Annotated in this window: 14 protein-coding genes; 8 read left to right on the top strand and 6 right to left on the bottom strand. The window is 69.6% G+C overall.

Annotated features, from left to right (window positions below):
- Nucleotides 1-20: 20 nt before the first annotated feature.
- Both OHA40_RS24580 and OHA40_RS24585 read right to left on the bottom strand, forming a co-directional pair.
- Nucleotides 21-1,427, bottom strand: coding sequence for an alpha/beta-hydrolase family protein (locus OHA40_RS24580; protein WP_330229244.1), 1,407 nt, complete (start codon nt 1,425-1,427; stop codon nt 21-23).
- Complete coding sequence (locus OHA40_RS24585; RefSeq protein ID WP_330229245.1) at nt 1,424-2,218, bottom strand: hypothetical protein; 795 nt, start codon at nt 2,216-2,218, stop codon at nt 1,424-1,426. The genes OHA40_RS24580 and OHA40_RS24585 overlap by 4 nt, the downstream gene beginning before the upstream one ends.
- A 242-nt stretch (nt 2,219-2,460) precedes the next feature.
- On the opposite strand from OHA40_RS24585, the gene OHA40_RS24590 reads away from it, so the two are divergent.
- On the top strand, nt 2,461-3,675 hold the full coding sequence (locus OHA40_RS24590; RefSeq protein WP_330229246.1) for a sensor histidine kinase: 1,215 nt from the start codon (nt 2,461-2,463) through the stop codon (nt 3,673-3,675).
- Between the two features lie 215 nt (nt 3,676-3,890).
- Nucleotides 3,891-4,556 (top strand): response regulator transcription factor, encoded by a 666-nt coding sequence (locus tag OHA40_RS24595; RefSeq protein ID WP_330229247.1) that lies wholly within the window; start codon nt 3,891-3,893, stop codon nt 4,554-4,556.
- Nucleotides 4,557-4,563: 7 nt separating this feature from the next.
- Here the strand turns inward: OHA40_RS24595 and OHA40_RS24600 are convergent, their stop codons facing one another.
- Nucleotides 4,564-5,457 (bottom strand): hypothetical protein, encoded by an 894-nt coding sequence (locus tag OHA40_RS24600; protein WP_330229248.1) that lies wholly within the window; start codon nt 5,455-5,457, stop codon nt 4,564-4,566.
- A gap of 264 nt (nt 5,458-5,721) precedes the next feature.
- On the opposite strand from OHA40_RS24600, the gene OHA40_RS24605 reads away from it, so the two are divergent.
- Nucleotides 5,722-7,563 carry a serine/threonine-protein kinase gene (locus tag OHA40_RS24605; RefSeq protein ID WP_330229249.1) on the top strand — a complete coding sequence of 614 codons (1,842 nt, stop codon included), beginning with the start codon at nt 5,722-5,724 and terminating at the stop codon, nt 7,561-7,563.
- Between the two features lie 5 nt (nt 7,564-7,568).
- Here the strand turns inward: OHA40_RS24605 and OHA40_RS24610 are convergent, their stop codons facing one another.
- From OHA40_RS24610 to OHA40_RS24620, 3 genes are all read right to left on the bottom strand, one after another.
- Nucleotides 7,569-10,061, bottom strand: coding sequence for an FtsX-like permease family protein (locus OHA40_RS24610; protein WP_330229250.1), 2,493 nt, complete (start codon nt 10,059-10,061; stop codon nt 7,569-7,571).
- Nucleotides 10,062-10,131: 70 nt separating this feature from the next.
- Nucleotides 10,132-10,839, bottom strand: coding sequence for an ABC transporter ATP-binding protein (locus tag OHA40_RS24615; RefSeq protein WP_330229251.1), 708 nt, complete (start codon nt 10,837-10,839; stop codon nt 10,132-10,134).
- Nucleotides 10,840-10,889: 50 nt separating this feature from the next.
- Nucleotides 10,890-11,198 carry a hypothetical protein gene (locus OHA40_RS24620; protein WP_330229252.1) on the bottom strand — a complete coding sequence of 103 codons (309 nt, stop codon included), beginning with the start codon at nt 11,196-11,198 and terminating at the stop codon, nt 10,890-10,892.
- A gap of 158 nt (nt 11,199-11,356) precedes the next feature.
- Here OHA40_RS24620 and OHA40_RS24625 point away from each other — a divergent pair, with 158 nt between their 5' ends.
- The 5 genes from OHA40_RS24625 (at nt 11,357) to OHA40_RS24645 (ending at nt 17,692) form a co-directional block, all read left to right on the top strand.
- Nucleotides 11,357-12,670, top strand: coding sequence for a sensor histidine kinase (locus tag OHA40_RS24625; protein ID WP_330229253.1), 1,314 nt, complete (start codon nt 11,357-11,359; stop codon nt 12,668-12,670).
- Nucleotides 12,671-12,788: 118 nt separating this feature from the next.
- On the top strand, nt 12,789-13,442 hold the full coding sequence (locus tag OHA40_RS24630) for a response regulator transcription factor (protein WP_330234352.1): 654 nt from the start codon (nt 12,789-12,791) through the stop codon (nt 13,440-13,442).
- Nucleotides 13,443-13,514: 72 nt separating this feature from the next.
- Nucleotides 13,515-15,698 carry a protein kinase domain-containing protein gene (locus OHA40_RS34775; protein ID WP_442943808.1) on the top strand — a complete coding sequence of 728 codons (2,184 nt, stop codon included), beginning with the start codon at nt 13,515-13,517 and terminating at the stop codon, nt 15,696-15,698.
- Complete coding sequence (locus OHA40_RS24640) at nt 15,688-16,575, top strand: hypothetical protein (protein WP_330229254.1); 888 nt, start codon at nt 15,688-15,690, stop codon at nt 16,573-16,575. The genes OHA40_RS34775 and OHA40_RS24640 overlap by 11 nt, the downstream gene beginning before the upstream one ends.
- Before the next feature lie 82 nt (nt 16,576-16,657).
- Nucleotides 16,658-17,692 (top strand): ATP-dependent 6-phosphofructokinase, encoded by a 1,035-nt coding sequence (locus tag OHA40_RS24645; RefSeq protein WP_330229255.1) that lies wholly within the window; start codon nt 16,658-16,660, stop codon nt 17,690-17,692.
- Nucleotides 17,693-17,723: the final 31 nt, after the last annotated feature.

Consider the following 17,723-nt stretch of genomic DNA (forward strand, 5'->3'; position numbering starts at 1 on the left):
GTGCGTCCGCGCCGAGCGGGTCAGCAGCCGCCCATCGCAGTGCCCTGGTCGGTCCCATAGCGATGGCCGTGACCCGGGGGAGCGTCGAGCGCGGCGAGCAGGTCGGCCGTGGTCTGCGCGAAGCTGATCAGCGGAAGCCACCGGGGGACCGGAGCGTCGGTGCGGGCGCCGGTCAGGTCGGGCGCGCGCCAGAGCTGGGTGAGCGACCAGTGGATCACCGGATCGGAGGTGTTGGCCAGCACGGTGGCGCCGCCGCGATGGACCTGGCCGGCCGGGGGCCCGGCCCACAGCGCCGCACAGGTGCGGCTGTCCTGGTCGGTGTCGTCGGCGAAGACGGCGTTGCCGCCCAGCGCGCCGAGGCTCTGGCCGTACATATACAGCCTCGGCTTGTGCGTCAGGCCCTGGAGATGGTTCTCCACGGCCGTGAACAGGCTGCGCGCGGCGGTCACGGCGGCTTCGCGGCCGAACACGAACGTCGCCCAGCTCGGTAGGTAGGAGTACTGCAGCCCGACCAGTGCGACGTCACCGTCGAAGCGCTCATCGAGTCCCGCGACGGCGTTGGCGTCGATCCACCCAGACCCGGTCGGCACCGTGACGACCAGATGCGAGCGGGTGAAGCCGCCCGAACGTTCCAGTTCCCGGATCGCCAGGGCGACCCGACTCTCCAAGTCCGGCGCCGAAGCCACCCCGACGTAGACCCGCACCGCCCGCACCTGCCCGTCGCTCACGAACTTGCGTCCCTCGGCGCCCAGCGACGACCAGCTCACCGCCGACGCGGTGCTGCCTGACCCGGTACGCGAAACCGGCCGCACCAGAGTCGGATCCAGCTCGGCATTGGCACCGGCATACACCGAATCACGCCACCCGACCACAGCGGGCATGCCGACGACATACAGCAGAATCGCCACGACCGCGATCAGCGAGACTCCTCGCGCCCAGCTCAGTCTGCGCAGGGCCCAGGCGATCGACCGGGTGGCGCCGACGAACAGGCCGATGATGAGCGCCGCGCCGAGCGCGCACCGCAACCAGTAGTCGGTCCCGATCCGCGGGGTCCCCATCGCCGCGCGCAGCCGGTTCTGCCAGTGGCCCGCGTTCGCCGCCGCGCCCACGACCAGCACCGACATCGCGATCAGCAGGGGCAGCCGCACCCAGCCCTGGCGCTCATTGATGTCGACAGCCCACCGCCGCAGGACGACGCGCAAGACTCCCGCGACGCCGAGCGTGATCGCCGCGAGGAGCCCCGTCAGCACGCCTTGCGCGCTGGGCGTACGGGGGAGCAGTCCGGGCGCCAACGATGCCAGCACGCCGATCCCGGTCCCGAGTGTCGTGCCGATCCGTGGCGGCAGGGCTCGGCGCCCCGCATCGAGCAGTGTGGTCATAGCCCAGCGGCGACGATTCTGGGGCGCCGCGAAAGCGGAAACGGTCATCTCGGGACCCCTGCTTCGGCAATGGCATTCGCCGAGCCGATCGCGAACGCGACCCCGCGCTGCCGGTTGCGCACGGTGAGAACGGCAGCCAGTCCGGCGATTCCGGCCCCGAGCACTCCGAGCAGCTTCCAGCTCGCCGTCGAATCGGAATCCGCCGCGCCGAGCATGGATTCGACCACCGGTGCGCCGTAGTCCTGCCGACGGGAGTTCAGATCGACGGCGGTGTTCGCGATCGACGCCATCGCATCGCAGCGGGCGCGGGAGAACGGATCGACGCGGGCCGCGCAGGCTTGGTGCATGTGCCGGTCCAGCATCGCGTCCAAGGCCTGCCGCGCCCACGGCCCCAGCGGCTCGCCCCGCTGCTCGGCGTAGCGCAACAGGTCGTAGCCGAGGTCGTGGGCCTTGCACGCGGTATCGAACTCCGCGGGCAGGGTCACCGGCGAGGAACAGTCACCTCGTGGATTGACCACGAGACCGTCCACCGCGCTCGGACGGTAGCCGAACGAAGCGACGAAGTCCGGCGGGATGGTGCTGAGCGCACCGGGGCCATCCGCGGCGAGTTCGGCGACGGCGGCGACGGCCTGCGCGCTCTCGATCGGCGCGGCCGCCGCGGCGGCCTGAGGTGCGGGCGCGAGGAACACCGTCGCCGCCATGGTGGTCAATGCCGTCGCCGTCAACGCCGCGTAGCGTCGCGTCGCTCCGGAAGTGGAAGGGGTTGCGGCGGAACGGGTTCGGGCTCCTGCGGCCGATGCGGACCGGGTCACTGGTCCTGCGCTGGTCGGTGTGCTCATGGCGATGACGTTAGGGACCCGGTTCGCGCGGGCGCCTCACGCCCGGGAAGGTTTCGCGCCCCGGGCCGTCGGGGGAGCCCGTGGCACCGTCTCGTACCGGGGTACCGCGTCCGAAATCACTCCTGCGTATGAGGGCGCGATGAGCTGGAGGTTTCTAGTGTCGTAGGAATGAGCGGTCGGGACCGGAGACGGCAGCGGAGCGTGACCACGGAGGGCCTACTCGGGCAGAAAGGGGACACAGCATGAACCGGCGAAGTAGTGCCCGGGCGCGGCGACTGGACGCACGGACCTGGTTCGATCTGGGCACACTGCTGGTCGGGCTGATCTTGTACGCGGTGGCGTGGCCGACCTTGCATCTGACCCACGCGGTGCCCCCGGCCGCGCAGCCGTTCATCGCGGCGCTGGCCGCCTTCCCGGTGCTGCTCGTGCGGATCAACCCGGCGTTGGGCTGGGCCATCTCGGCGGGCTCGGCGCTGGTCATCTCGCTGGCGATTCCGCATCAGCCCGACAACGAGCTGCCGTTCCAGGTCGTGCACGTGCTGAGCCTGCTGGTGCTGTTGTTCGCGGTGGCGCTGCGCGCGCCGGGGCAGATCGTCGCGCTCGCCTGGGGGGCCACGGCGCTGTTGTTCGCGACGGCGATGCCCGGCGAAGGGGACGCGTTCGCGAACGCCGCGTGGGGCTGGCCGATCGCGCTCGCGGCACTTGTGCTGTTCGGCCTGCTCATCCGCTGGCTGGCGCTGTCGCGGCGGCAGTTGGTGCGCCAGGAGGAAGAGAACGAACTCGAGCGGGCTCGCAGGACCATCCTGGAGGAGAAGGCGCGCATCGCCCGCGACCTGCACGACGTGGTCGCCCACCACATGTCCCTGGTCGTGGTGCAGGCGCAGACCGCTCCCTACCGGGTCGAGGGCGTCACCCCGGCCGCTCGCGCCGAGTTCGAGTCGATCGGCGCCACGGCGCGCGAGGCGCTCAACGAGATCCGCGGCATGCTCGGCGTCCTGCGCAGCGACGGCCAGCTGCCCGAGCACGCGCCGCAGCCGAAGGCCGCCGACGTGGTCGGCCTGTTCGAGGGCGCGCGACGTGCGGGGGTCGACGTCACCTGGACGGTCGATGGCGCGCTGGACACGATCCCCGAGACCACCGGCCTCGCCCTCTATCGCATCGCCCAGGAATCGCTGTCCAACGCCTCTCGGCACGCACCGGGAGCCCCGGTCCACGTGCGGCTCGTCCGCGGTGCGGACCTGTTGCTCACGGTAGGCAACGGTCCGGGAGCCGCACCCGCCCGACCGGCGGCCAACGGTGGCCACGGCATCGCAGGCATGCAGGCGCGGGCAGTGGCCGTCGGCGGTGAGGTCTCGGCCGGTCCCCGCGACGATGGCGGCTTCGAAGTCCGCGCCCGCCTCCCACTCGCACTGCCGAGCGACGCCGCCGCACCGACGCATGCGGCGTCGGCACGGTAGGTCGAACGCGATGAGATCGTGCGCCTACGCGGCGCACCAAGGAGTCGAGCGCGGCAGGGCGGGTTCCGAGCTACGACGTGCCAGGTAGACGGCGATCCGCCGACAGTTCGGCAGCTTTCGTGAGAGGACCTCGCCGCGAGCGAGGCGGACCCGGATGCGGGCTCATCGGGCGAATGGGACAGCGCGTACGCGCGAGAGGCAATTAGGGTGGGCGGGTGGCAATTACCGTGTTGATCGCCGACGACCAGGCCATGGTCCGGCAGGGGTTCGGAGCGCTGCTCGCGGCTCAGCCGGACATCAGCGTCGTGGGCGACGCGGCGGACGGGAAGGTCGCGGTGGCCGAGGCCAAGCGGCTGCGTCCGGACGTGGTGCTGATGGATGTGCGCATGCCGGAGATGAACGGACTGGACGCGGCCCGCGCCATCCTGGCCGCGGGGTTCGACCCGCCGGTGCGCGTGCTGATGCTCACCACCTTCGACATCGATGATTACGTCTACGAGGCACTGGGCCTCGGCGCCAGCGGATTTCTGCTCAAGGACGCGCCCGCCGAGGAATTGGTGCGTGCGGTGCGGGTGGTCGCCGACGGCCAGGCACTGCTCGCGCCGACCGTCACGCGCAGGCTCATCGCCGATGTCACCCGCCGACGCGGCGCCGCGCGGGCCAAGCAGGCATCGCAGCTGACCGCGCTGACCCCGCGTGAGCGGGAGGTGCTGGAGCTGATCGCCAAGGGCATGTCGAATTCCGAGATCGCCGAGACCCTCTTCGTGGCCGAGCAGACCGTGAAAACCCATGTGTCCAAGGTGTTCTCGAAGCTGAACCTGCGCGATCGCGCCCAGGCGGTCGTCTTGGCCTACGAGACCGGCCTGGTCACTCCGGGCTGATCCGGGTTCACAGCGGCGGACATGACCCGCCGCGCACTTCGTCGAGGTGACGGCCGAGCAGCCGCGCCATGCGGCTCAGGATGGTGGTGGCATCGTCGAACGAGCCGGAATCGGCCTGCGCCGCGAGCGCGACCGCGATCATGCCGGACCGTACCGGAACCAGGCCGAACTGGCGGACGGTGTAGACCCCGGTCGCGTCGTCCGGCCCCCAGCCGCCCTTGTACGCCGTACCCTCCAGCACGCCGAGACCCCACGCCTGCTCGGGCGTGATCTCCGTCATCAGCTCGGTCACGTGGAACGTCTCGGGCAGGCACGGCAGCCGGGACGCGAAGCGGGCCTGGTTGGCCAGCGTCCATTCGGTACCGCCGAAGGAGGTGTAGTCCAGCGTGGTGCGCGGCCCCGCGACACCGGTGGTGGCGTCACCCGCTTCGTCGATCACGTCCTGCACCGCCTTGGCGGCTTCCAGCCCGTCGCCGAGCGACTGCCACAGTGCGTCGGCGGCGGCGTTGTCCGACCAGGTGATGGCGGCCTCCACCTCGTGCAGAATGCCTTCCTGCCGGTCGTGCCGCAGCGCCGCGATCGCGAGCGGCACCTTGATCGTCGACCACGCGATGCCGCTGGCCCAGTCGCCGAAGATGGTCATCCGGCCGCCGCCGACCGGCATGATCGCCATGCCGACCTGTCCGGCCAGCTGCGGCTGCAGCTGCGTGAAATCGGCGGCCAGCGAGTCGGGCACGGAGACCGCGAGGTTCGGCCGCCACGTCCCGGCGGTGTCGACGACCAGCGGGGGAGGTTCGGCGGCCGGCCGCTCGCCGGGAAGCAGGGCGCACGAGGTCAGCGTGAGCAGCGCCACCATCGCCGCGGCGCGCAGCATCGAACCAGATCCGTTCGACCTCACCACCGAGTCCTCCCCACCACCACTTGCGTGTGCTCGCAGTTCATCGGCGGTGCAAAATAGCTGATCAGGCCCGTCCGGCCGGTGGCAGGGCGGGAGACATCGTCGCGCGACAAGCGACCGCGCCGCGAGAACGATATCTCGGGACATAGTTTCGCCGATTTTCGCGGAGAATTCGAAACTCCGTGGCCAGGGCGACACCCGGTAGGCTCCAGGATCTGTACGGAGCGCCTGGACGTCCGCGTCCGGCCGTGGTCACCTGAAGGGGGCGTGTTGCTCGACAGCGGTGCGGTGTTCGCCGGGTTCACCATAGAGAAGCTGCTCGGCCAGGGCGGCATGGGATCGGTGTACCTGGCCCGTCACCCGAGACTGCCTCGGCAGACGGCGCTCAAGCTGCTCAACCGCGAGCTGTTCGCCGACGCCGAGGTCCGGGCGCGGTTCGAGCGCGAGGCGGACCTGGCCGCACAGCTGGATCATCCGAACATCGTCGCGGTGTACGACCGCGGCACCGAGGACGAGCAGCTGTGGATCTCCATGCAGTACGTCGACGGCGTGGACGCCGCGACGGTGAACCCGCAGACCCTCCCGCCGGAACGGGCCGTGCAGATCATCGAAGGCGTCGCCGCCGCACTGGATTACGCACACGGTATGGGCGTGCTGCACCGGGACGTCAAGCCCGCCAACATCATGCTGGCCCGCGCGGTGGGCGGGCACGGCGAACGGGTCTTCCTCACCGACTTCGGCATCGCCCGGCTGCGGGAGGATTCCACCCACCTGACGCAGACCGGCATGTTCACCGCGACGCTCGCCTATGCCTCGCCGGAACAGATGACCGGCGCGCACCTGGACCACCGCTCCGACCAGTACTCGCTGGCGTGCGCGCTGTACTGGTTGCTGACCGGCGTCGCCCCGTTCGACGCGCCCGCTCCGGCCGAGATCATCCGCGGCCATCTCCAGCTGCCGCCCCCGTCGGTCGCGGCCAGGCGCGCCGGGCTGTCGGCCGCGCTCGACCCGGTGATCGCGAAGGCGATGGCGAAGCGGCCCGATGACCGGTACGCGTCCTGCATCGACTTCGCCACGGCCGCACGGCGAGCGCTGGCCGGGCCCGCGCCGACGATCGTGGCGTCGCAGTACCAGCCGCAACCGGCGCCCACTGTCATCGCGCAGCCGTCGAGTCCGGCCTATCCCGCGCCGGAGGCGAGTTCGCCGACATACGTCGCCGCGGCCTCCGGTCCCGGCTACACCGCGCCGCCGCAATACGCCACGAATCCGGCCGCCGGACAACAGCTCCCGGTGTCCGGAGCCTCCGCGGTAGCGCCGCAGAGTTACTCGGCGGCACCACAGCAACCCGGTTATCCGGCAGCCTCAACGAATTACCCTGCAGCACAGCCGATTCCGCCGAGTATGCCACCGCCGATGGGCTACGCACCCCATCAGCCACCCGGGTATCGCCCCGAACGCCGTTCCTCTACCGGTCTGATCGTGACCATCGTGCTGATCGTCTTGGCGCTGTTCGTCGGCATCGGCATTGTCGTGGCGAAGGTCGGATTCTCGAATTCCGCGTCTCCGCTCGACCTCGGTACCAAAGAACCCCCCGGACCGACCGACGCCGACACCCTCGCCAAGGCGTTCCCGAACCTGTTGCCGCAAGACGTGGACACGAAGTACAACTTCGGCTCCGGCCCGGGATACCGGGACAAAACCTGCTTTCTCGACACTGCGGAGCCGGGTCGCAAAGTGTCGAGCGCCGACGGTGTGCCCGACTTCCCCAACTGGGAAACGGCCTGGAATTGCTGGGGCACGCCGATCAACGAACCCGATTACGTCCTCATCGCCTTCAGATCGCCGCAGGACGCACAGGCGGCGGTGCGCGACCTGCCGTCCAACACCCGTGCGACCGAACGCAACAACGGCAAGTCGTATTCGACCTACCGGTGGCAGTCCGGCAGTGGCTTGCCCGACGGGTTCCTGGTCGTCGATTTCCAGGACGATCCGGCCCGATCCAGCTACCTGCTGTTCGCCACGGTGACCCTCACCGACAGCATGCCGACCTCCGGGTTCGGCATACCCACCGCCGAATTCAGGGGCTGGTTCGCCGACCTGCCACTGTAACGAGCTCAGTCGACCGCGAGCGCCTCCACGATGGGCAGCCGGGCCGCCCGCAATGCGGGCGGAATCGACCCGAGCAGCGCCAGCGCCAGCGCGATCATGCCGTAGACCAGCACTATCGGGCTCGGCTGATAGGCCACGTCGATGGTCAAGGCATGTCCCATCGCGACCGAGGCCAAATACTGCACCAAGCCGCCGAGAAGCAAACCCAGTACCGCGCCGACGATTCCGATGCCCGCCGCCTCGGCAAGCACCGAACGCATCAGGAACTTGCGCCCGGTGCCCATGGCGCGCAACACCCCGAGTTCCCTGCGGCGTTCCAGCACCGAGAGCATCAACGTGTTGAGCAACGCGACCGTGGCCACCAGCACCACGATCCAGAGGATGGCATTGCTCAGCACTGCTCCTTGCCGAATGCTCGACGAGGCCATGACCACCGTATCCGCCCCGGTGTCGACGTTCAGTTCCGGTGGCACCACCCGGCGGATAGCGGCGAGCACCGCCGCGCGATCGGCGCCGGGCTCGATATCGACCGCGATGACCGTCTCGCCGGGCCGCTCGTACCAGCTGCGCATCAGGTCGAGGTCCATCATCACCACGCCCGCGATCGCCGAGAAATACGGGATCACTTGCAGCACTCGCACGGTGCGCGGGCCGGTTGGCGTCGGCAGGGTCAGTTCGGCGCCCGCGCCGATGCCCAGCGAGCGCGCCACGTCACGGGAGATCGCGACGCCCTCCCCGGCCGACAGCCGGGCGACGGACTCGTCGGTGAGCATCCGCATGCGGGTTTCGCGGGCATCCGGCGGAAATCCTTGCAGCATCACGCGAGTGCTGCCGAGCGTGGCGAAAGCCATCTGCGCCGGGCTGAGGTGCGCGACGCCGGGCACGGCCGCGAGCTCGTCCCGCAGATCGGCGGGCAGCAGCGGGCCGGTCGGGAACTGGGCCATCGAGGCCGGGCTGACGTAGACGTCGTTGCGGGCCAGATCCGTGAAAGTCACCGCGGCCGAATCGATCATGTTGCTCGAGGCGCCGCTCATGCCGACGGTCGCGCCGACGCCGATCATCACCGTCATGGCCGTAGCCCATACCCGCCGAGGCGCACGTTCCAGTGTGGTCGCACCGAGCGCGCCGGGGGCACGGAAACAGCGTGCGATCGCGGCGGCCGCCCGCACGATCGGAACGGTGGCGCCGAAACACAACAGGATGGCGGCGACGAACGAGATCGAGATGGCGGTCAGCGAATAGCGGCCGATGTCGCTGCCCGCGATCAGCACCGCGGCGCCGACCAGTCCGGCGCCCAGCGCGACGGCGAGCCGGCGCAACAGCGGGCTCGCCGTATCCGTTCGGCCGACCCCCACCGGAGCCAGCGCCTCGATGGGCCGGACCTTGTACACCTGGCGCGCGGCGAGGGCCGCCGCGAGCACACTGGTGAACACGCACGCTGCGACCGCGAACGGAATCACGTACCAGGGCAGCAGGTATTCGGTGCGCGCCTCGACCGACTCCACGATCGCGGTGGGCAGGGCGCCGATCGCGACACGGCCCATGAAGACACCCAGCGCCGCGCCGACCGCACCGCCGAGCACGCCGAGCAGCGCCGCTTCGGCCAGTAGATCGCGCACCATCGGCCCGCGTTTGCCGCCGATGGCGCGCAGCAGCGACAGCATGGGCCTGCGCTGGGCGATCGCCATGCTCATCGCGTTGTAGATGAGGAATGCCGACACGATCAGCGCGGCGGCCGAGGCCATCGCCGTGGAGTACCGGACGATCTGCACCGCGCCGCCCGCCTGCGCGGTGCGCAGGCTCGGCTCGGCCACCACCGCGCGACCGTCCACCGCCGCGGTCAGCGCCGCGCGCAGCTCCCCGAGGTCCGCGCCGTCGGCAGGAACGATCTGCACCGAGTCCAGCCGCCCGGTCCGGTCGGTGATCTTCTGCGCGAGCCCGAGCGGGGCCGCGATGAGATGCCCGCCGTTGAGTTTCCCCGACGTCTGCTCGTCGAGGACGTCCGCGACCGTGACCGTGGTGTCGCCCAGGGTGAACCGCTCGCCCGCGGAGCGACCGAGCGCGGCGCCGACCAGCACCCCATTCGACACCGACAGCAGCTTTCCCGCCGAAGCGCTCATCGGAGCGGTCAATTCGCTGCCCAGCGCGCCGATGGTCGAGTCGGCGCCGATCAGCAGCGCGCGGTCGGCGCCGGTGCCGATCTGCACACGCAACATCGGCACCGCCACCGCGACACCGGGAGTGTTCGCGATCCGAGGCAGCAGTTGCTGGTCGAAACCCGCGTCGGTGATCCCGGTGACCTCCAACTGCGCCTTGCCGCCGAGTCCTCGGGTCAGCTTGTCCACCGAACCGGTCACCGATCCGGAGATGCTCAGCACCGCGACCAGCAGCGACGCCGAAACACCCAGCACGACCAGTGACATCAGCGTGCGGCCGCGATGGGCGAGCAGCTCGCCGATGTTGAACAGCCGCAGGCGGTCCCACGCGGCGCCGATCACGTGGTGTCCTTTCTCGCGTGAGCGGGGCCCTGCGTGGTCACGCTTCGCTGCCTCCTCCGGGCCTGACCGCTCACGCGTTGACCGTCCGCTCGACCTTGTCGTTGGAGCCGATCAAGCCGTCGCGCAGGGTGATCACCCGATCGCAGTAGGTCACCGCGCTCATGTCGTGGGTCACCATCACCACCGAGTTGCCGGAGCCGGCGATCTCCCCGAGCAATTCGAGAATGGCGGCGCCGGTCTTGGAATCCAGGTTTCCGGTGGGTTCGTCGGCCAGGATCAGCGGCGGATCCATGATCAGCGCTCGCGCCACCGCGACACGTTGCATCTGGCCGCCGGACAGCTCGGCGGGCCGGTGTTCGGCCCGCTCGCCGAGGCCGACCCGGTCGAGCAGCTCCAGCGCGCGCGGCTTGGCCTTGCGCAAACCGGTGCCGTCCAACAGTTTCGGAATCGCCACGTTCTCCCACGCGGACAGCGTGGGCAGCAGGTTGAAGAACTGGAAGACGAAACCGACCTGGTGGCGCCGGAACCGCGACTGCTGTTCCTCGTCGAGGGCGCCGATCTCCTCCCCCCGGAACCGGATCGAGCCCGCGTCGGGACTGTCCAGCGCGCCGAGCAGGTGCAGCAGGGTGCTCTTGCCGGAACCGGACGGCCCGATGATCGAGGTGAACTCACCAGCCTCGATGCGCAAGCCGACGCCGTCGAGCGCGCGGACGGTCTGGCCGCCGACCCGGTACTCCTTGGTCACACCCGATAGTTCCAGCATGGCCGTTTCCGACATCGTTGTCCCCCGCTCCGTTCGGTCGATCAAAACTCTTCGTTCCTCGCGCGTTATCGCGCCATGGCCTCCGACGCGTGGTGGCGGCGACGATACTGTGCGTCGAGCACCGCCCGCAGCACCGGCTGTTCGGCGGCCAGCTCGAGGTAGGCCTCGACCTCCGTGAGCCCCAGCTCGAGTTTCGCGTCGATGTGGATGTTCCACCGGTAGCGCAACGTGAGCAGCAGTCCTTCCGCGCCGCCGAACAGCCGCTCCAGATCGGGGATGCCCGCGAACAGATCGGGACTGGTCGGATCGATCGCCGCACGGCTGAGCACGGTGTGCACGATGTCGGTTCGAGCGTGTTGATCGATCCAGGACATGGCCTTTGCCTTCCGTCGGTGAACTACCGCTCACGCTACGGACGCGACACCTTGTTGTCGTCGTGCCAGGGACCCGCATGCGTCTCCGACCACGGTAGGAGTAGCGGCCCGCTCGCGGGACGATGTACCGGCCCGCGGGCGGCGGCTAGCCTTACAGAATGGGTGTGACCGGCGTAACCGAAGCACCTCCCGGTACGCCGCGTACCGGGCGCGTGCGCGCCGCGCTGCGGCGCACCAGGCAGCGGTGCGTCGAGTTCGTGCGCGATCCGGTGGCGGCGTTCCGGCGCAAGGTCGAGCAGTTGCCGTTCGACTATCCACCGTCGGTCATCATCAGTATCGATCTCGCCGTGCTCGTCGTCGCGATCGCGGCCGCGGTGCAGCGGCACGACTACTTCCCGACCGTGCTTCCGATTATCGCGGTGCTGCTGACCTATGCCTTCGGCCCGCTGTACGCGTTCCTCGGCGTGATGCCGCGCCCGTTGCTGCTCGGTGTGCTGGCCATGTCCGCGGAAGCGTTGTTCCTCGTCCAACCGGTCAGCGGCGACTTCGCGCCGTTCGTGCTGGTGGCCGCCGCGGGCGAGATCGCGGCGATCGCGCCGAAGCGGGTGAGCGTTCCGGTCACGGTGGCGATGATGCTGCAGCTGGGCGCGTTCAACGCGATCGGCCACGCACTGGAGGGACTACCGACCTACTTGGTCGGTATCGCGTTCGGCTGGATGGCGGGGCTGATGATGCAGTATCAGCGCCGCTTCCTCTACCAGGAACGCGACTACCAGGACATCCGCGCGGCGCAGGCCGCCGACGAGGAGCGCCACCGGATCGCCCGCGAGGTGCACGACGTGATCGCGCACTCGCTGAGCGTCACCCTGCTGCATCTCACCGCCGCGCGGCACGCGCTGCAGGCCGACCGCGATGTGGACGAGGCCGTGGAGGCGCTGACCGATGCCGAGCGACTCGGCAGGCAGGCCATGGCCGACATCCGCCGCACGGTCGGCCTGCTCGACGCGCGGCCATGGAAGCAGGTCCCGGAACCGGGTGTGGAGGACATCACGGACTTGGTCGGCGACTTCGTGCGGGCCGGGTTGGACGTGCGCTACGAACACGACGGCGACCTCGGCGCGGTATCGCCCGCGGTCGGGCTGGCGCTGTACCGAATCGGCCAGGAGTCGCTGGCGAACGTCGTCAAACACGCGCACGGCGCGTCCGCCTCGGTACGACTCGCGGTGGACGACACCATGGTGACGCTGACGGTGCACAACACTCTGCCCGCCGGGCTGCCGCCGCAACGCGGCGCGGGAATGGGCGTCTCCGGCATGCGGCAGCGCGCGGAATTGCTCGGCGGCCGGATGACGGTCGGCCCGTCCGACCACGGCTGGTCGGTGCGGGCAGGCATTCCGCTCGCGCCCGGTCGCGGCGGATTCTCCTGCTCGATACTGCCCGGCGCCGGGACGACAGCACGGGAGGGTGCGTGAGCGAGCGACAGCGAGTGAACCGAGGGCACCGCGCGCGGTCGCGCACGGTGGAGTCGAACGTCGGCGAGGCGGAGGCGTGAGTGTGACATCGCCCGCGAGCGGGGAAGCCGCGGTGACCGTGCTGGTGGTGGACGATCAGGAGCTCGTGCGCGGTGGCCTGCGGCGTATCCTGCGCCGACGCGACGGATTCGTGGTGACCGAGTGCGCCGACGGGGACGAGGTGCCCGCCGCTGTCGCGGAGTTCCACCCCGACGTGGTGCTGATGGATCTGCGCATGAAGCGTGTCGGCGGTATCGACGCCACCCGGATGCTGCGGGCGCGTGACGGCGCACCGCCGGTGCTGGTGCTCACCACCTTCGACGACGACCAGTTGCTGTCCGGCGCGCTGCGCGCCGGTGCCGCCGGATTCATCCTCAAGGACTCACCCGCCGAGGACCTCATCCGCGCGGTCCGGATGGTGGCAGGCGGCGGAGCCTGGCTCGATCCGTCGGTCACCGGTCGTGTGCTCTCGGCCTACCGCACGGTTCGCCCGGTGAACACTCGCTCCGATGCTCGGCTGTCCGAACTGACCGCCCGCGAGTACGAGGTGCTCGAATTGATCGGTCGCGGCCGGGTGAACGCGGAAATCGCTCGCGAACTCGGTATCTCGGAAGTGACCGTGAAAAGCCATGTCGGACATATTTTCGGCAAACTCGAGCTCCGGGATCGGGCCGCGGCTATCGTGTTTGCGTTTGACCACGGGGTGGTGACACCCGGAGAATCCATTCTTTGACGGGCAGGCTCCGGTCGCGGACCGCGTGATCTTTGGTGTGCGATCCTTGCTCGGGATGTGGAGGATGGACGGGTGCAGGAACCTGGGCCGAGAACCGGAACGCGGTTCGGGCCGTATGAACTGCGGTCGTTGCTGGGCAAGGGAGGAATGGGGGAGGTCTACGAGGCCTACGACACGCTGAAGGACCGGGCGGTCGCGGTCAAGCTGTTGTCGGAAGAACTCGCCAAAGACCCGATGTACCAGGTGCGATTCCGGCGCGAGTCGCAGGCCGCCGCCCGGGTGGCCGAACCGCACGTCATCCCCATCCACGACTGGGGCGTGATCGACGGTGTGCTGTTCATCGATATGCAGCTGGTGCAGGGCGTGGACCTGCGTACCCTCCTGCGCGGCCAGGGGCCGCTGAGTCCCGCTCGCGCGGTGGGCATCATCGAACAGATCGCCTCGGCGCTGGACGCCGCGCATGCGGTCGACCTGGTGCACCGCGACGTGAAGCCGGCGAACATCCTGGTCACGGACGCGGATTTCGCGTATCTCGCCGATTTCGGGATCGCGCACACCGAGGGCGACAGCGCGGTGACGCTGGTCGGCATGGCCATCGGCTCGTATATCTACATGGCCCCGGAACGTTTCGACGTGGGGCTGGTGACCGGGCGCGCCGATGTCTACTCGCTGGCCTGTGTGCTGCACGAATGCCTGACCGGAGCAACGCCGTTTCCGGCGGCCAGCATGAATGTGCTGATCAAGTCGCATCTTTCCGATCCGCCGCCGCGACCGAGCGCGCAGGCGCACGGCATTCCGCCCGCATTGGACGCGGTGATCAACCGCGGCATGGCCAAGGACCCGGACGACCGCTACCCGACCGCGAGCGCCCTGGCCGGCGCCGCCCGAGCCGCTCTCGCCCCGGCGCCGTCCACCGGGCCGATGCTCGTGGTGCGCGCGCCCGACCGGGCCCAGCGTGCCGGTGAGCCGACCGCGAGTGGTGCGGCGGTTCCGCCGGAATCGACAGGCGAGCTGTCGGTGATCCGTCCCAGCGCACCGACGGTGGTGCGGCCGACGGAAACCCAGTTCACGCCGCTCCCGTCGGCGGACGAACCGCCGCCGACGCTGTTGGCGCCGCGTGCGCCGCACCCACCCAAGGGGGGCCTGCCTCCGATGCGTCCCTTCCCGGACGCGCATCTGTATCCCGAGACAGAGGCATATCTGGAGTCGACGGGATACGCGCAGGCCCAGGGGCATTCGGCGCCGCCGGCGCAGGCGTATCCGGAGAGTTATGCCGATAACGCATCGAGCGAGAACTTCGAGCCCCCACAGGCGTATTCGCAGACACCCGCCTTTTCCGCGTTCGCCGAGACTCCGCCGCATCCCGGGGCCGGGAACTATCCGGAGACCAGGCAAGATCCGGATGGCGGATACCTGACCGGTTACCGCGGGGACGCGTCCGCACATCCGGTCACGCAGGACTCCGCAGCGCCGACCGAATACCTGGCCCCGGCACGCGCGAGGGAAGACGGCTACGCGACCCGCACCGATTACCCGCCGCACGGCGACTATCCGGCGCGTACCGACTACCCGCCGGAAAGCGACTATTCGGCGGGTGCTCACTATCCGCCGCGGGGCGACTATCCGGCGCATGCCGACGACCAGTCGCACGGCGATTACCAGCCACAGGGCGACTACCCGCAGCGTCGCGACGACCCCGAGTACGGTCACGACGACTACGACGACGCCGCTTACTCTTCGTCGCGCCCAGGACGCTCCATCGCACTGCCCATCATGGTCGCCGTGCTCGCCATCGTCGTGGTGGCCGTCGGCGGCGCGATCGCCTGGCAGTCGCTCGGCTCCGGCGGCGTCGAGACCGCCTCCGCCGAACGGCAGTCCGACGCCCGGACTCCGGCTGGGCAGTCCACTGCCCGTCCGTCGAGCAGCCCGTCGACGTCCTCCGCCGCTTCCACCTCGGCCAAGCCGACACCGGTCACGCTGCCCGCGGGGGCCAAACCGTGCGGCCAGGGCCAAGCGGTCGCGGGGGCGTTCACCCAATCGGCGGCAGGTACCGCCGTAACCAGCTGCGCGTTCGCCGAAGAGGTGCGCAGGGTCTATGCCGAAATCGGCACGGCCCAGAACACAGCTCGCGACGCACCGCGCACGGTGCTCGCGACGAGTCCGGTCACCGGCCGGACCTACCCGATGAATTGCCAGACCGAAGGTCTGCTCGTCACATGCAGTGGCGGTGAAAACGCGGTGGTGTATGTCTACTGATCAATTCCGGAAAGCTCGAAAAGTCCTGGGCTGCGCGGCGCTTGTCGCGTGTGTTGTCGCGGGATGCGGGACCGACCGCGCCGAAGATCCAGCGACGAGTGAGCCGACCATCACCGAGGCCGCGGCGCGGACCGATCAAAAGGGTCTGTCCCTCATCGTGCCGGGCACGCTGGCCGCGAGTTTCGCGGAACTCGAGGCAGGTGTGCGCGGGCAGCTCGGGATGGCGGTGATGCCGGTCGGCGGCGATCAGCCGGTGACCTTCGGCCAGTGGACCGGCGGTCCGGCCTGGTCGACGATGAAGGTGCCGTTGACTGTCGCCGCGCTGCGCCGCAATCCGAGCTCGAACTATGCCGCGTCGGCGGCGATCACCGCCTCCGACAACTCCGCCGCCGAGACGCTGTGGCAATCTCTCGGCAGCCCGCAGGAGGCGGCCCAGGCCGTGCAGGCGGTGCTCCGCGAAGGCGGTGACACCAGGACCGTCGTGCCCGCCACCCGTTCCCGTCCCGAGCACTCTGCCTTCGGGCAAGCCGAATGGACGCTGATCGACCAGGTGCGGTTCGCCTCGCGGCTGCCCTGCCTGGCCGAGTCCGGACGCGTGACCGCGCTGATGGAGCAGGTCGTAACCAGTCAGCGCTGGGGCCTCGGCGAATTCAGCGGAGCCGAATTCAAGGGCGGTTGGGGTCCAGAGCCCTCGGGCGCTTACCTGGTGCGCCAGTTCGGGATCATCAGCGTTCCCCAGGGCCAGATCGCCATCGCGATCGCGGTGCGGCCCGATTCGGGGTCGTTCAGCGATGGCATGAACGTCCTGGACCGGATGGCCGCCGTCGTCGCCCAGCATCTCGACGAGTTGCCCGGCGGTCGCTGCCCGGCGGCGTGAGGACATTCGGCCAGGTCACTGTTACTCATCGTTCACGGGGTCGGGGCTGCCGAGATCGGACATGGAGGGCAAGATAGCGGCCATGCGCATCGGAGTCTTGACCGGAGGCGGAGACTGCCCAGGACTGAACGCGGTCATCCGGGCCGTCGTTCGCACCGCGAACGGCCGCTACGGCGACGCGATCGTCGGCTTCGAGGACGGTTGGCGCGGTCTATTGGAGGACCGGAAGATCCAGATCCAGAACGACGATCGCACCGACCGCATCCTCACCAAGGGCGGCACCATCCTCGGTACCGCGCGCACCAACCCCGACGTGCTGCACGCAAGTCTCGGCCGGATCAAGCAGACCCTGGACGACAACGGCATCGAGGCGCTCATCCCGATCGGCGGCGAGGGCACGCTCACTGCCGCGAGCTGGCTGTCCGACGAGGGCGTCCCGGTGGTCGGCGTCCCGAAGACCATCGACAACGACATCGACTGCACCGACGTCACTTTCGGCCACGACACGGCGCTGAGCATCGCCAGCGAGGCGATCGACCGGCTGCACACCACCGCCGAGTCGCACCAGCGCGTCATGCTCGTCGAGGTGATGGGTCGTCACGCGGGCTGGATCGCGATTCACGCGGGCATGGCGGCGGGCGCGCACTTGACCCTGGTGCCGGAGGTCCCGTTCGACGTGGACGAGGTGTGCACCATGATCAAGCGCCGGTTCCAGCGCGGCGACAAGCATTTCATCTGCGTCGTCGCCGAGGGCTCGCATCCGGCCCCGGATTCTGGATTCACCTTGCGTGAGGGCGGTATCGACGAGTTCGGCCACGAGCGTTTCACCGGCGTCGCCCAGCAACTCGGTGTCGAGATCGAACGCCGCATCGGCAAGGAGGTCCGCACCACCGTGCTGGGCCACGTCCAGCGCGGCGGCAGCCCGACCCCCTACGACCGAGTCCTGGCCACCCGTTTCGGCCTGCACGCCGCCGAGGCGGTGCACGCGGGCCGTTTCGGTCAGATGGTCGCACTGCACGGCACCGCCATCGACCTCGTCCCGCTCGCCGAGGCCACCAAGCAGCTCAAGCGCGTCCCCGACGAGCGCTACCGCGAGGCGGAGGCGTTCTTCGGGTAGCACACGCCGCCGCCCGGGCTGGATTTCGTGG

This window comes from Nocardia sp. NBC_00508 (assembly GCF_036346875.1).
Taxonomy (GTDB): domain Bacteria; phylum Actinomycetota; class Actinomycetes; order Mycobacteriales; family Mycobacteriaceae; genus Nocardia.